The 14,934-nt window shown below is 64.0% G+C and carries 15 protein-coding genes and 1 tRNA gene; 10 read left to right on the forward strand and 6 right to left on the reverse strand.

Features of this window, described 5'->3' with window-relative positions; all coding sequences use genetic code 11:
• Positions 1-243 precede the first annotated feature (243 nt).
• The 6 genes from GCT13_RS15845 (at position 244) to lepB (ending at position 6,766) form a co-directional block, all read left to right on the forward strand.
• A complete protein-coding gene (locus GCT13_RS15845) occupies positions 244-2,145 on the forward strand; it encodes an alpha/beta hydrolase (protein WP_152759660.1) in 1,902 nt (633 codons plus the stop codon).
• Positions 2,142-2,993, forward strand: a complete 852-nt coding sequence (locus GCT13_RS15850) for a class I SAM-dependent methyltransferase (RefSeq protein ID WP_152759662.1) — start codon at positions 2,142-2,144, stop codon at positions 2,991-2,993. Before GCT13_RS15845 ends, GCT13_RS15850 begins: the two co-directional genes overlap by 4 nt.
• 241 nt (positions 2,994-3,234) lie before the next feature.
• The gene (locus tag GCT13_RS15855; protein WP_152759664.1) at positions 3,235-3,768 is read left to right on the forward strand and encodes a flavin reductase family protein; all 534 of its coding nucleotides are present in this window, start codon (positions 3,235-3,237) and stop codon (positions 3,766-3,768) included.
• 379 nt (positions 3,769-4,147) lie between these two features.
• Complete coding sequence (locus GCT13_RS15860; RefSeq protein ID WP_152759666.1) at positions 4,148-4,861, forward strand: FadR/GntR family transcriptional regulator; 714 nt, start codon at positions 4,148-4,150, stop codon at positions 4,859-4,861.
• A gap of 109 nt (positions 4,862-4,970) precedes the next feature.
• Positions 4,971-5,975, forward strand: coding sequence for a Gfo/Idh/MocA family protein (locus tag GCT13_RS15865; protein ID WP_152759668.1), 1,005 nt, complete (start codon positions 4,971-4,973; stop codon positions 5,973-5,975).
• A 98-nt stretch (positions 5,976-6,073) separates the two neighbouring features.
• A complete protein-coding gene (gene lepB / locus GCT13_RS15870) occupies positions 6,074-6,766 on the forward strand; it encodes a signal peptidase I (RefSeq protein WP_152759670.1) in 693 nt (230 codons plus the stop codon).
• Positions 6,767-6,846: 80 nt separating this feature from the next.
• Here the strand turns inward: lepB and GCT13_RS15875 are convergent, their stop codons facing one another.
• The 5 genes from GCT13_RS15875 to GCT13_RS15895 all read right to left on the reverse strand — a co-directional run bounded on the left by GCT13_RS15875 (position 6,847) and on the right by GCT13_RS15895 (position 10,610).
• Positions 6,847-7,881, reverse strand: a complete 1,035-nt coding sequence (locus GCT13_RS15875) for a quinone-dependent dihydroorotate dehydrogenase (RefSeq protein WP_321574388.1) — start codon at positions 7,879-7,881, stop codon at positions 6,847-6,849.
• Between the two features lie 185 nt (positions 7,882-8,066).
• The gene (locus GCT13_RS15880) at positions 8,067-8,906 is read right to left on the reverse strand and encodes an arginyltransferase (RefSeq protein ID WP_321574389.1); all 840 of its coding nucleotides are present in this window, start codon (positions 8,904-8,906) and stop codon (positions 8,067-8,069) included.
• A 141-nt stretch (positions 8,907-9,047) separates the two neighbouring features.
• On the reverse strand, positions 9,048-9,794 hold the full coding sequence (aat, locus tag GCT13_RS15885; protein ID WP_152759674.1) for a leucyl/phenylalanyl-tRNA--protein transferase: 747 nt from the start codon (positions 9,792-9,794) through the stop codon (positions 9,048-9,050).
• Between the two features lie 21 nt (positions 9,795-9,815).
• Positions 9,816-10,361 (reverse strand): NUDIX hydrolase, encoded by a 546-nt coding sequence (locus GCT13_RS15890; RefSeq protein WP_090861851.1) that lies wholly within the window; start codon positions 10,359-10,361, stop codon positions 9,816-9,818.
• Positions 10,362-10,533: 172 nt separating this feature from the next.
• Positions 10,534-10,610, reverse strand: a tRNA-Met gene (locus GCT13_RS15895).
• Positions 10,611-10,859: 249 nt separating this feature from the next.
• On the opposite strand from GCT13_RS15895, the gene GCT13_RS15900 reads away from it, so the two are divergent.
• Positions 10,860-11,357, forward strand: coding sequence for a heme-degrading domain-containing protein (locus GCT13_RS15900; protein ID WP_087739203.1), 498 nt, complete (start codon positions 10,860-10,862; stop codon positions 11,355-11,357).
• 9 nt (positions 11,358-11,366) lie between these two features.
• Positions 11,367-11,699: a DMT family transporter gene (locus tag GCT13_RS15905; RefSeq protein ID WP_407670805.1), complete on the forward strand. Its 333-nt coding sequence runs from the start codon at positions 11,367-11,369 to the stop codon at positions 11,697-11,699.
• A 30-nt stretch (positions 11,700-11,729) separates the two neighbouring features.
• Here GCT13_RS15905 and GCT13_RS15910 read toward each other — a convergent pair whose 3' ends face one another.
• Positions 11,730-12,989: an acyltransferase family protein gene (locus GCT13_RS15910; RefSeq protein ID WP_152759677.1), complete on the reverse strand. Its 1,260-nt coding sequence runs from the start codon at positions 12,987-12,989 to the stop codon at positions 11,730-11,732.
• A 389-nt stretch (positions 12,990-13,378) separates the two neighbouring features.
• Here GCT13_RS15910 and GCT13_RS15915 point away from each other — a divergent pair, with 389 nt between their 5' ends.
• Together GCT13_RS15915 and GCT13_RS15920 are read left to right on the forward strand one after the other, a co-directional pair.
• Positions 13,379-14,464, forward strand: coding sequence for a glycosyltransferase family 2 protein (locus GCT13_RS15915; protein ID WP_227746868.1), 1,086 nt, complete (start codon positions 13,379-13,381; stop codon positions 14,462-14,464).
• Positions 14,457-14,882 (forward strand): GtrA family protein, encoded by a 426-nt coding sequence (locus GCT13_RS15920; protein WP_152759679.1) that lies wholly within the window; start codon positions 14,457-14,459, stop codon positions 14,880-14,882. The genes GCT13_RS15915 and GCT13_RS15920 overlap by 8 nt, the downstream gene beginning before the upstream one ends.
• Positions 14,883-14,934 lie beyond the last annotated feature (52 nt).

Genomic DNA, 14,934 nt, shown 5'->3' on the forward strand with positions numbered 1-14,934 from the left:
GGTCGGGAGGGGCGGCCGGACGGCCGTGCGCGTTGCGCGCCGAGGCCCGCCGCGCGTGCTTTGTGCATCGCACGGTAGTGTGGGTCGGCGTACAGATTCGTCGGGTCGGGATTGTTTAAATCACGAGCAACGTCGAGGATGCCGCTCTTCGTTTCGTTCAATCAGGGAAGCCGCGCAGCTTGCCGTCGATGCGATAGCGTGGGTTGCGGCGGTCAGGCGTGAACCTCGCGTTCAGGGACTTCGATGACACCTGTCGTTTTCGACGACTGTTTCGGCTGGCTCCATCCGGCGCAGGGGGGGCACGGTGTCGTGTTGTGCAACCCGTTCGGCTATGACACGCTGTGCACGCATCGCGGCTGGCGTGCGCTGGCGCAGCGACTGTCGGCGGCGGGCATGCCCGTGCTGCGCTTCGACTATCCGGGCGCGGGCGACTCGGCGGGCGTGGAAGAGGACGTGGGACGCATCGATGCATGGATCGCCAGCATCGCCAGCGCCGTGCAATGCCTGCGCGAGCGCACGGGTGTCGAGCGCGTATCGCTGTGCGGGTTGAGGCTCGGCGCGACCCTGGCCGCGCTCGCCGCGCAGCGCATCGGCGACATCGACGGCCTCGTGATGCTGTCGCCCGTGGTGCTGGGCAAGAGCTATATCCGCGAGTTGCGCGCGCATCGTCAGGGCTGGCTCAGTACGCCGGCGGGCATCAACGCGGTGCCGATTCCCGATAACGCCGCGTATGTCGAAGCGTTCGGCTTCGGGCTGCATGGCGACGACATCGCGCAGCTTGCCGCAGTCGATCTGCGCAACGATACGCGCTCGCCTGCGCGGCGCGTGCTGATTTTCGAATCGAGCGACCGCGCGCGGCTTGCCGCGCTCGCGCAGCATTACATCGCGCATGGCGTCGAAGTCGAGCGTCAGCCGTTCGAAGAGGCCGACCGGTTTCTCATCGAGGCGTTGTACAGCGTCGAGCCCGTTCAAGCGTTCGCGGCTGTCACGACGTGGTTCGCGGCGGGCGGCAGCGCCGAACGGCGCGATGCGCCCGTTGCGCCTGTAGCGCCTGTTGCGCAGATGGATCGGGCCGCTGCATGCGAAGGAAATGCCTGGCGCTGCGAGGAGCCCATGTTGCGGCTCACGCGCGAAGGCGCGAGCGAGTATCCCGTCGTGTTCGGCGATTATTTCGGCATCCATTGCAAGCCGGATGGGCCGCGCGCCGATGCACCCGCCGTGCTGTTCGTCAACACGGGCGCGAGCCACCATATCGGCGATGGCCGCATCTTCGTGCTGTTCGCGCGGCTGCTGGCCGCGCAAGGCATCGCGTCGCTGCGCATGGATCTGGGCGGACTCGGCGACAGTTCGCCCACCGCGCCGCATGTCGATCTGGACACGATTTACGCGGACCAGTCCCCGATCGATGCGATGGCGGGCGCCGACTGGCTGATCGCGCAGGGCCACTCGCGCATCGTCGCGTTCGGCGTATGCGGCGGCGCGTTCGTGAGCCTGCACGCGTGCGCGCGGCATCCGCAGATCGTCGGCTGCTATGGCGTGAACCTGCAGAAATTCATCTGGGACGGCATCGAGCTGACGGAGGCGACGGCGGGGCTCGCGCCCTCCGCCGTATTGCGACGCTCGGCGCTGAGCGTCGAAAAATGGAAGCGTGTGCTGCACGGCGAAAGCTCGCTCATGCGCGTGCTGCGCGGCCTGTCGACGCGCTTCGCGCGCAGCGCGGGTCTGCGTGCTGCCGAATGGGTCAGGTCTTGCACGGGCATCTCGCTGTCGAAGGACGATGTACACGATCTGATGCGGAAGCTGCATGACAAGGGCGCCAATGTTCGGCTCGCCTATGGCGAGTTTGATCTTGGAATCGAAGAACTCAAGATCCAGTTCGGTTCGAGGCTGCGCGCATTGCGGCGCTACCCCGGCGTACGAACGATGACCTTGCCGCGGCTCGATCATGCGCTCTTCACTCGCGAAGCACGCGAGGCCGCGATCACGGGGGCGAACCAATGGTTGTTCGATAGCTTTGTCGAGGTATCCGCCGTGCGTGGACGATCCGGTTCCATGCCGCGAGAGGACGCGAAGGGCGACAGGGCTGCAGCCGCGGTGTCGGTGCCGACGCCGCACGGAACCTATTCTGACGGAGTGAGCTCATGACCTTGGAACTTCCAATGGATCGCATCAATCAGCAGGCGTGGAATTCACGCGATGCATGGCGCGAATTCAACACCGAGAAAACCTGGAGCGATCTCGGCGAAGAGGCCGCATTCGCCTGGGTTGCCGCCGAGTGCGCGGGACAGCCGCTGCTCGATATCGGCATCGGCGCGGGCCGCACCGTGCCGCTGATGCGGGAAATTTCGACGAACTATGTGGGCATCGATTACACCGCCAAGCTGCTCGAGCAGTCGCAGCGGCGCTTTCCTGGCGTCGATCTTCGGCTGATGGACGCGCGCGACATGGCGGCGCTGCCGTCCGATCACTTCGCGTTGTGCGCGTTCAGCTGGAACGGCATCGATTGCGTCGACTATGAAGACCGCGAGCGCATTCTGCGGGAAATGTACCGCGTGACGAAGCCAGGTGGGGTGGTGCTGTTCTCGAGTCACAATCGCGAAGGCCCGGGCTTTCAGGAGAGCCCTCGCAACCTGCTGCCGCGTTTTTCGGTCAACCCTGCGCGATTCGGCTGGCGCGTGTTGCGCTCGATGCATCAGTTGCCGCAGGCCGTCTACAACTACCGCCGTAACGCAAAGCTGCATCGCGACTTCGAAGGCTATTCGATCAAAACGGCCGCCGCGCATTACTTCGGCATTGTGATCGTCTACACGACGCTGCGGGAGCAACGGCGGCAGCTCAGGCAACTGGGGTTCGCCATCGATGCCGTGTTCAATAGCTGCGACGGCCAGTCCATTCCCGAACAGGCGCAGACCAGCGATGCCTGGTGGTTTCACTTCATTGCGCGCAAGCCATTGACGTCGGCGCCCGTGCCAGACACGCATCCCACGGCATGACGGATGCGCCTGTGTGACGCCGCGCGCGAGCGGCGTCACGCCAGGGCGACCCGACTCACGTCCTACGGGGATGCGTGTGCGCTGCAATGGCAGTCACGATCGGTCAATTCATCAGGCTACGTGTGCTCACGAACAGTGAATCGTGTTCACGGTTGCTTCAATGGTTGCATGCGGCGCAGCGTAGCGTCGAAGCGTCGCGCGCGGACGATGAACGAGGTTTGGCATGGAGCGAGGATCGCAGATGAACGCCAGAAGGCTCCCCGTCGACGCTATAGACGTTGCATGTGCACCTGTCTTCGACGAGCGCCGCTTTCGCCACGCCCTCGGCCGCTTTGCAACAGGCGTCGTCGTGATATCGAGCGGCTGCGGTGAATCTTTGCACGCGATGACGGCCAACGCGTTCATGTCCGGCTCGCTGAATCCGCCGCTGATCGTCGTGTCGGTCGGCACGCGCGCGCGGATGCACGAAAGGTTGATGGATGACACGCACTTCGGCGTGAGCGTGCTGTCGAATGACCAGGAGCCGCACAGCCGCCATTTCGCGGGCGAACCGCAGACGTGGCTCGTGCCCTGTTTCGCCGCCGTCGACGGACTGCCTGGCGTGATGCTGCTGGAGAGGGCGGTCGCACGTTTTGCAGCCCGTATCGTCGATCGGCATCCTTGCGGCGATCACACGTTGTTCATCGGTGAAGTACTGGTTTTCTCGCTCGACGAACAGGCGCCGCTGGTGTTTTTCGGCGGACGCTACGCGTCGGTGGCGAACGGACCTTGTTGATGGAGGAATAGCAGAAGCGGATTGTGCGTTGCGATCGGCAGCGCTGCGTGAATTTGCATGCGGACTGCTAATTGATGCGATCGGAAACGACGTAATCAAAGTAACGGGTAGATGGCGGAAAAATGCTTGCGTGCCTTTCTTCGATGCAATTTTTCCCCGTTGCGCACGCTGCTGCGATGCGCTGCTTCACTTCGCTTCACGACGCGTTACACGAAAGAAACAATTCATCGGAGGGAATACCCTGTCAAGGAGATTCCCGACTGGCGTATCAGGATAAAGCGACGCAACGTACTGTTGGCTATCTATCAGAAGATGACACGAGGGCGCGTGATCAACACTTATCGCAGGCGAGAAACGCCTCATCGGGGAGAGCATGATGATGGAACAAACCAATAAAGAACGGTCCTTGGTCAGCAAGGTCATGGACGGGCTCGTGACCGGGATCGTCGAAGAGAAATACGGCGCGGTGCTCCCACCGCAAGACGTATTGTCGAAGGAATTCGACGTGAGCCGAACGGTGATGCGCGAGGCGCTGTCGATGCTGCTCGCGCGGCACATGCTCGACGTGCGGCCGAAGATCGGCACGCGCATACGTCCGATGCACGACTGGCGGATGATCGACGAGGACGTCGTGAACTGGCGCTTTCGCGCGAAGCCCGACCCGATGTTTCTGCGCGACGTGATCGAGTTCCGTGTGCTGATCGAGCCGCGCGCCGCGGCGCAGGCGGCGACGCGCGGCAACGCGTCGGACATCGCCGCGATCCGCGATGCGTTTGAGGCGTTCCGTACCAGCCCGCCCGGCGAGCCCGGCCATCAGACGGCGGACGAAGCGCTGCATACGCGCATCGTCGTCGCGAGCGGCAACCAGTTCTTCCAGCAGATGGCGGCCATCATTCGCGGCGCGCTGTCGGCGCTCAAGCCGCTCGTCGAGCAGCCGCCGGGCGCATGGGACGAAACGGTGAAACTGCATTCGCGCGTCGTCGAGGCAATCGAGGCGCACGATGCGAAGGAAGCGGAAGCGGCGTCGATGGCGGTGATCGACTATTCGATGAGCCGCCTGAGCGTGTCGATGCCCGACGCGCAGACGGAATAGAGCTGCAAGCAGAATTCCGCCAGGCCGCAAGCGCCTGTCCGGCGAAGTGGGAGACGACATCGGCGACAATGTCGGCTGTCACTCACCGATCAGGATTTTCTTGCGACCGATGAACAACGCAGCTACGCACGACCCGTCCGCACATCACGCCACGATACGCTGGGGCATCGTGGGCGCAGGCCGCATCGCCCACCGCTTCGCGCAGAGCCTCGCGCACGTCCCGAACGCGCGCCTCGCGGCCGTATGGTCGCGCCGCCGCGCACCCACCGAGGCATTTGCGCAGCAGCATGGCGGCGCAGCGCCCGACAGCTTCGACGCGCTGCTTCGGAGCGGAATCGACGCGCTCTATATCGCGACGATGCAGGACAGCCACGCGCATTACGCGTGCGCCGCGCTCGAGGCCGGCATCCACGTGCTGTGCGAAAAGCCCGCGACGGTGAATGCGGCGCAACTGGCGCGCGTGATCGACAGCGCGCGCGCTTCGCAGCGGCTCTTCATGGAAGCGATGAAGCCGCCGTTCTATCCGCTCTACCGGAAACTGCGCGAGCATCTTTCCGCCGAACCCATCGGCGATATCGGCCTCGTGCGTGCGGGCTGCTCGGTGCCCGGCGTGCCCGACGATCATCCGTCGCTGTCGTTCGAACAGGCGGGCGGCGCGCTGCTCGATATCGGCATCTACGAGATGTTCCTCGCCGTCGACTGGCTCGGCGCGCCGCTCGACGTGCAGACGCTGGGACGGCTTGGATCTACGGGCGTCGATACGTTCGCAAGCCTCAATAGCCGGCACGAAAAGGGCATCGCGCAGCTCTTCTGCGGGCTCGACCTGTTCGGCAAGGGCGATGCGTTTATCGCGGGCACGCGCGGCAACATGACGATTCACGAGAACTGGTGGAATCCGTCGCGCGCGACGGTGCGTTATGTCGACGGACGGGTCGTCGAGCTCGATGCGCCGTTCGAAGGCGGTGGCCTGAACTACGAGACGCAGCACTTCTGCGACCTGATTCGCGACGGGCAGCTCGAAAGCCCGATCATGACGCACGCAAAGTCGCACCAGATGATCTCGATGGCCGATGCGGCGCGCGCGGCGCTGGGGCTGACGTTTCCCTGCGAGTGAAGCTGCCCGCATCGCATGCGCGGTGGTAGGATCAGCGCGGACCGGATTCCACGGTCCGCTTTCGTTTTCCTTCAGGTGTCGTCGAAAGGAGCGCGATCATGCGCATGCTGGTCCGGCTGTGGCGCGAGAACAAGAGTCTCGTTGCGTTTATCGTCTTGATGGTGCTGTTTCGCAGCGCGATCGCCGACTGGAATGTCGTGCCGAGCGGCTCGATGCTGCCGACGATACGCGAGGGCGACCGCATCCTCGTCGACAAGATGGCCTACGATCTGCGCATTCCGCTCACGCATATCGCGCTCGTGCATTTGCACGATCCGCAGCGCGGCGACATCGTGACGGTCGATTCGTCGGCGGCGCACGAGCTGATCGTCAAGCGCCTGATCGGCCTGCCGGGCGATACCGTCGAGATGCGCGACAACGTGCTGTATGTGAATGGCGTGCGCGCGAGCTATCAACCGCTCGCGCTCGCGCCGCTGCCCGGCGACGCCGTGTCGCCCGGCGACTATCTGACCGAGCGCTTCGCGGGCTTCTCGCACGTCGTGCGGCTCTCGGAACTCGCGCCGAGCCCGCGCAGCTCGTTCGGCCCCGTGACGGTGCCGCCCGACGAGTATCTGATGCTCGGCGACAATCGCGACGACAGCGCGGACTCGCGCTACTTCGGCTTTTTTCCGCGTGACGAGCTGATGGGGCGCACGCGCCGTGTCGCGTACTCGCTCGATCCCGACCATTACTACAAGCCGCGTTTCGACCGTTTCGGCGCGCGGCTCGATGCGTTGGCGGCCGTGCGGTGATGGCGCGCGAGACGCGCCGCCTCAGGATTTGATGCCCATTTCACGCGTGGATGCGCCCACGCGCGACGCGGCCTCGATGATTACGCCGGGCGCTTTGCCAGCGCCTGCGCGCATTCGGCGACGAGGGCAGGGCCGCGGTAGATGAAGCCCGTATAGAGCTGCACGAGCGACGCGCCCGCGTCGAGCTTCGCTTGCGCGTCCGCACCCGAAAAAATGCCGCCCACGCCGATGATCGGCACGTCGTTGCCGACCTGCGCATGCAGCTTGCGGATCACTTCATTCGACGCGTCGAACACCGGCCGTCCCGACAGGCCGCCCGCTTCGTCGGCGTGCGGCAGGCCTTGCACGGCCGCGCGCGACAGCGTCGTGTTGGTCGCGATCACGCCTTCGAAACTGTGACGCAACAGCGTGTCGGCGATCGCCTTGATCTGCTCGTCGTCGAGATCGGGCGCGATCTTCAGCGCGAGCGGGACGAGCTTGCCGTGCAGATCGGCGAGGCGCTGCTGCTTGTCCTTGAGCGCCGCGAGCAATGCGTCGAGCTCGTCGGCCCCTTGCAGCTGGCGCAGATTCTTCGTGTTCGGCGACGAAATGTTGACGGTCACATAGCTCGCGAACGGATAGACGCGCTCGAGGCAGTACAGGTAGTCGTCGGCGGCGCGTTCGATGGGGGTGTCGGCGTTCTTGCCGATGTTCAGGCCGAGCACGCCGCGATAGCGCGCGGCCTGCACGTTCTTCACGAACTGCTCGACGCCCGCGTTGTTGAAGCCCATCCGGTTGATCACGGCATTCGCCTGCGGCAGGCGGAACATGCGCGGGCGCGGATTGCCCGGCTGCGCGCGCGGCGTCACCGTGCCGACTTCGATAAAGCCGAAACCGAGCGCGGCCAGGCCGTCGATGCACGCGCCATCCTTGTCCAGCCCGGCCGCGAGTCCGACGGGATTCCTGAACGTCAGGCCCATCACGGTGCGCGGCGAATCGGGCACGTGCGGCGCGAGCGCGCCCGCCACGCCGGCGCGTCCGGCGGCGCCGAGCAGGCGCAAGGTCAGATGGTGGGCGTCTTCCGCGTCCATGCGAAAGAGTTGAGCGCGTACGAGCGGATAAAGGGAACTGAACACGGCGGGGCGCCTGGCGGCTGAAAATGAGAACCCGCTATTTTAACGGTTCGGCGCAGCGGCTATGAGCGTTTTGGGTTTCTTGCGCGGTTGCGCGGACAGGCGGGTTGTGAGGCGAGACGCGCGTTGCGGAACGGCGTCGGGCTCGTGGATAGTCGTCGCAAGTCCCGCGCGCGAGGCGGGGCTGCTCAACCGCGGCCGATGTGCAGCACGCGCGAGCCGGCTTTTGCGGCATCGACGGGCGAGAGGTCGGGCGCGACGGGATCGAGCACCTTCCAGGCGCCGTCGAAAAGCCCTTCGAGCGGCGTGAAATTGGCCTTGTAGGCCATTTTCGGACTCTCGCGTATCCAGTAGCCGAGGTACACGTGCGGCAGCTTCAGGCTGCGCGCCTGTTCGATCTGCCAAAGGATGTTGTAGGTGCCGTAGCTCGTGTGCAGCTGGTCAGGATCGAAGAACGTGTACACCGACGACAGCCCGTCGCCGAGAATGTCGATCATGCTGACCATGCGCAGCGTGCCCGGCATGTCCGGATGACCCGCATAGCCGGGAATGGCCGGCTCGCGGAATTCGACGAGACGCGAATTGATCCTGCTTTGTAGCAGGAACTGCTCGTACTGGTCGCGGCTGTCGCGGTCCATGCCGCCGCCCGCGTGCCGCGCCGACTGATAGCGCATGTAGAGCGCATAGTGCTCTTCGTCGTAATGCAGCGGGGAGACGGTCGCGATCAGATCGCCGTGTTTTTTCCATACGCGGCGCTGCGTGCGGTTCGGCTTGAAGCGCTCGACGGGCACGCGCACGGGCACGCATGCGCGGCAGCCGTCGCAATAGGGCCGGTACGTGAACACGCCCGAGCGGCGAAAGCCCGCGCGAACGAGCTCGGTGTAGACGTCGGAGTTGATCAGATGGCTGGGCGTGGCGACCTGCGAGCGCGCAACGCGCCCTTCCAGATAGCTGCAAGGGTAAGGCGCTGTTGCATAGAATTGCAGCGCCGAAAGCGGTGAAAGCGGCAGCTCATTCGGGTGAGTCACGTTAGCAGCTCTCGAAGCGTTTCTGGTTTTGCAAATCCGGCTGTCTGCTGGCAATTGCTGGTGACGGGTGGCAGTTGGCCCGCAAAATGCCGGACGCACACGTCCATCGTGGTTATCGTCGTCTGCGCGGCGGCGCTCACGTCATGCCGACGGCAGGGCCGGCATGATCAGATCGCGCAGCACAGTCTTGTCGAATGGCCAAGGGATCGGCGCGGCGTCGACGGAAGCACGCACATGCGCGACAAACGCCTTGCGCGCGATCTCGCGGCCGCCCAGCGACGCCAGATGAGACGTGTTCTGCTGGCAGTCTATCATTTCTATTTCATGGCGTCGCAAGTGGAAGACGAGCGCGGAGAGCGCGATTTTCGACGCATCCGTCACTTCCGCATACATCGATTCGCCGAAGAACATCTTGCCGAACGACACGCCATACAAACCGCCGACGCGTTTGCCTCGATGCCAGGTCTCGACACTGTGCGCGTCGCCGTGGCGATGCAGCGACGTGTATGCCTCGATCACATCCGACGTGATCCACGTGCCGCGCTGGCCGTGACGCGGCGCGAGCGCGCAGGCGCGCATCACGGCGGGAAAGTCGACGTCGACGCGGATTTCCCAGGCGTCGTCGCGCAACACGCGCTTGAGCGTCTTCTTCAGCGACGGCGAGACCTTGAACTCGCGCGGACGCAGGATCATGCGCGGATCGGGCGTCCACCAGAGCACGGGCTGGCCGTCCGAATACCACGGGAAAATCCCGTGCCGGTACGCATCGATCAGCCGCGAAGGCAGCAGGTCGGCGCTCGCGGCGAGCAGGCCGGGCGCGCCGCTCGCCGCGGACAGCGCGCGTTCGACGGGCGGAAACGGATCGTCGGGGCCTAGCCAGGGAACCATGCTGCCTTGGTGGTCGTGACGTCAGCCGTCGCGCAGCGAGCGGAAGATGTCGCCCGTATGCAGGCCGTAGTTGCCGGATGTGCGGTCGGTGAAGAAGAAGCGCAGCGTCTGCGCGACGGTCGGGAACGCGATGTCGTTCCAGGGAATGTCGCGCTCCTCGAAGAGCCGCACTTCGAGGCTCTCTTCGCCCGCCTCGATGTCGAGATCGAGCAGCCGCGCGAGATAGAACAGATGCACCTGATGCACGTGCGGCACGTTCAGCAGCGAAAACAGGTTCTGCACTTCGACGCGCGCGCCGGCTTCCTCCAGCGTCTCGCGCGCGGCGGCCTCCGACGTGGTCTCGCCCATTTCCATGAAGCCTGCGGGCAGCGTCCAGTAGCCGTAGCGCGGCTCGATCGCGCGGCGGCACAGCAGCACCTTGTCGTCCCAAACGGGAACGGTTCCGACCACGTTGCGCGGATTCTGGTAGTGCACGGTGCCGCAGCTCGCGCAGACGAAGCGCTCCCGGTTGTCGCCGGGCGGAATGCTCAGGCTCACTGCCTGGCCGCAGACGGAACAGAATTTCATAGAGAGGGGACGGAGAATGGTGATGCGAGTGTATCACCGGCTCGCGCGTTCACGATGACGCCTGGGCGCGCGGTTCGACGCGAAGGCATTCGCGCAAATGAGGCCGACCCTGAAACAAAAAACCCGCCGACGGCGGGTTTGATGGTGCGACGGAAATTGCTCATGCTGAACTTGGTTGCGGGGGTAGGATTTGAACCTACGACCTTCGGGTTATGAGCCCGACGAGCTGCCAGACTGCTCCACCCCGCGTCCGTCGAAGAAAAGATTATATGGCAAACGCAGGGTCGATGCAATCGTTTTTTAAGAATCGACTGGAAAGCACGTGAAGCGACACGCAATTGGCTTGCCGCGACACCCGTCTCGAACACGCGCCGCCGATGTGCGAGCATGGCAGGCGGCGCGCGCGATGCCTGCGCGAGAATCGCCGTTCCTCTGTGCCGTGCAAGCCGTTGTGGGATGCGCGGCATGCATGCATTCACTTTGCTACCTCGACACGCCATGGACATCGCTCACGATTTGCAGTCGATCGCCGCGCAGGAACATGCGCTCGTCTTCCCCCATTTCGATGCCGACAGCGCGTGGCAACTCGGCGCGTATCTGCACGAGATCGCGAAAGCGCGCGGCCTCGCGCTCGCGATCGACATTCGCACGTTCGGCCAGCCGCTCTTCTTCTGCACGCTCGAAGGCGCAACGCCCGACAACGTCGACTGGGCGCGCCGCAAGGGCAACACCGTCGCGCATTTCCGCCGCAGTTCGTACGGCGTCGGACTGAAGTTGCAGCAGTCGGGCGCGACGCTCGCGGACAAGCACGGCCTCGCCGTATCCGACTATGCGTCGCATGGCGGCGCGTTTCCGCTGACCGTGAAGGGCGCGGGCGTGATCGGATCGGTGACGGTGTCGGGACTGCCGCAACGCGCGGATCACGAACTCGTCGTCGAGGCGCTGTGCGCGCAACTGGGCCACGACTACAGCAAGCTCGCGCTTGCGAAGGCGTGACGCATGCGCGTGCCGCCTTATGTGCTGCTCGCGATCGCGATCGTCGCCGAAGTGATCGCAACCTCCGCGCTGCGTGCGTCGGAAGGCTTTACGCGCGCGGTCCCCGCGCTCGTCGTGCTGCTCGGCTACGGCATTTCGTTTTACTGCCTGTCGCTGACGTTGAAGAGCCTGCCCGTGGGGATCGTCTATGCGATCTGGTCGGGCGTCGGCATCGTGCTAATCACGCTGGTGGCGATCGTGCTGTATCGCCAGGTGCCCGATCTCGCGGCCGTGGCGGGGCTCGGCCTGATCGTCGCGGGCGTGGTCGTGCTCAATCTCTATTCGAAGATGCAGGCGCACTGACGGCGCGCCGAGCGTTCAACCCGGCTCGACTCATGTTGCCGCCGCAGTCTGCGCGTCCGTTCCGGACTGCGGCGTTTTCTCTCTCCATCCTCGACGCGCCAGTAGCGCACGCCCCAGAGCAATGCCGGGACGTTCGATCATCACATAGGTAGCACAGGACATCGCGACGACCAGCACACCCGCGATCAGCACGACGGCCCAATACTGCGTGATCGAACCCGTCGAGAACTGCCGCAGCGACGGATTCGCGAACACCAGATGCAGGCAGACACCGTGCGTCAGATAGATGCCGTAGCTGATGGCGCCCAGCCGCTGGGCACCCCGCGATTTCAGCAGGCCGAAGAGGTCGCAGCCCGTCAGAACCAGATAGAAGAACGCGGCGATCAGCAGGTTCTGAACCAGCGCGTTCGAAACGCCGACGCCGGCATACGCGAGTGCGATCAATGCGGTTGCAACCAGTGATCGCACATGCACGGGTATCCCGTCGAGCCGAAGGCTGCTACGCGGCAACGAAGCGGCCATCATGCCGATGCTGAAGAGCATCAGATACGACCACACGCCGAAGCGGGCATCGACACTGAACGCCGCCGATACGCCGAAAAGCAGCACGACAAACGCGGTGCGCAGCCGTGGGACGAAGGCGATCAGCGATGTCACCGCGAGCGAGAAATAGAAGTACCACTCCCACGCGAGCGTCCACACCATACCGAACATCACGGGCGGCTCGGGGCTTCCGTTAATCCATACGTTTGCGCCGAGGCCGAGCGCCATCCAGTTGACGATTTCCTTCGTGAGCTTCGCGGGACTCACATTCAGATGCAGACCCGTCGCCGAGAATACGATCAGAAGCGTGAGGCAGAGCACGAAATAGAAGAGTGGGGCGACGCGAAAAAAGCGCGACAGGTAAAGCGAGAACAGATATCCGCGATAGTCGGCGGCGCGGTGCACGCGCGTGGATGCGGTAATCGCCTTTCCCCAGAACAGGTAGCTCGTGATGACGAAAAACACCGACACGCCGATATTCCCAAGCTGATTGAAGAACAGGTCAGGTCCGGGTCCCCAGAATCCCGCGCGCATGTAGGTGTAGTAGCCCGAAGCGTGCGCGAGGAATACGCCCAACGCGAGGAATCCACGCAGACCGTCGATGTAGCGGGAGCGCTCGTCTGCGCGAATCTCCTGCGCATCGAGTCCGCGCCAGCGCAACACGGAAATCGCACCGAAAAGCACGACGAGGACGGGAACGATGCGCCACGCCTCGTGCACGTCCAGGTTTGCCAGATGCTGATCCATTCTGCGTGTCCCCCCCTTGTCCAACGCAATGGCGGTCTCGCGTATCGCGCGCTGTCACATTGCAATCTTCCACGCAGCGTCGTGATCGGATCGTTCGACGGCGAACGGAGCGCGACCGATTGGGGCATCTGCGACACTCCGGCGGCCCTTCGTCCACGGGCTTCGCGCGCGCGGAAAGTGGGGTGGCGAACAAACGCAGGGTCCGAACGGCATTACATTGGTTCCCAGGCTCAAATGGCCCGGACCAATGGCACAAGCCAAATAGCCCAAGCCAAATAGCCCAAGCCAAATAGCCCAAGCGAAATGGCTTCGACGCAGCCGTGCGCGAGCACTGAGCTTGCGTACATGAGCGACCGCGGCTGCCATGCCTTCTTGTCGGGGAATGAATCATGAACTATATCGGCCGCGAACAGTTCGACTCGCCTTTACGGCGCGAGATGGATGCGGATGAGCTTGGTCCCCATGCGTCGGGCAACTCATCGAACGCCGCGCCGGCAGCGGACGCATCGGCGCCGAAAGCGCGCAACGCGGCTTTGCTGTCGCTGGTCGTGCCGTTCTACAACGAAGAAGCGGTGATGGACCACTTTTTCGCCGCCACCATTCCCGTTCTCGAAGCCATCGACGGAATCACGTTCGAGATCGTCTGCGTGAACGACGGCAGTCGCGACGATACGCTCGCGATGCTGCAAGCGCGCGCCGATCTCGACCGCCGTATCCGCGTGATCGATCTGACGCGCAACTTCGGCAAGGAAGCCGCGCTTTCGGCCGGGCTCGACGAGGCGCTGGGCGATGTGCTGGTGCCGTTCGACGCAGATCTGCAAGACCCGCCGCGTGTGATCGCGCAACTGGTGGACAAATGGCGCGAAGGCTATGACGTCGTGCTGGCAAGGCGCAGCAACCGGGATTCCGATTCGTACCTGAAGCGCCGGACGGCCTCGATGTTCTATCGGATGCACAACGCCGTTTGCGACACGCGGATTCCCGAGAACGTCGGCGATTTCCGGCTGATCACGCGCGACGTGGCCAACGCGCTCAGGAAGTTGCCGGAGACACGGCGTTTCATGAAGGGGCTTTTCGCATGGGTCGGCTACAAGACGGCCGTTATCGATTACGTGCGCGAGCCGCGTGCAGCGGGCGAGTCGAAGTTCTCCGGATGGAAACTATGGAACTTCGCGCTCGAAGGATTCACGAGTTTCAGTACGTTGCCATTGCGTGTGTGGACGTACGTGGGCTGCGCGGTCGCGGCTTTCGCCTTTATGTACGCGGCGTTCCTTGTCACGCGGACGTTGATTCTCGGCGTCGCCGTACCCGGCTATGCATCGATGTTGACCGTCGTGCTGATGTTGGGCGGCGTGCAGTTGATCGGCATCGGCGTGCTGGGGGAGTACATCGGACGCATCTATGTCGAGTCGAAGAAGCGTCCCGTGTATCTGATCAGGGACCGCTACCAGGCGAATAGCGCGTCCAATGTCTGACGCGCGCCAAAAGCACCTGGCGCCGCTCGCAACGCGCCTCTTCAGATACGCGGGTGTCGGCGCAGTCGGTACGGCCGCGCAATATTGCACGCTCGTCGCGCTCGTGGCATCGGGCGTGACGGGGCCCGTCGGCGGCTCGGTGAGCGGGGCCGTCGTGGGCGCCGTCGTCAACTACGAGCTGAACCGCCGATATACCTTTTCCACAGGCGAACCCATCATCCTCACGCTGCCGAAGTTCGCGGCGACGGCATGCTTCGGCATGTTGATCAATGGTCTTGTGATGAAGTGGCTGGCTGTCGACCTCGGGATCAACTACCTCGTCGCGCAGATGGTCGCCACGGGTGTCGTGCTCGTCGCGACCTTTTCGATCAACTCCGTCTGGACGTTTCGGCAGAAAGGGCAATCGGGCCGCGCTTGACCGGCGATCGGCCGAAGACACGCGCGGGTCGCTTGCCGACGCTCTCTGCTGT

It is taken from the genome of Paraburkholderia franconis (assembly GCF_009362735.1).
Classification (GTDB): Bacteria; Pseudomonadota; Gammaproteobacteria; order Burkholderiales; family Burkholderiaceae; genus Paraburkholderia; species Paraburkholderia franconis.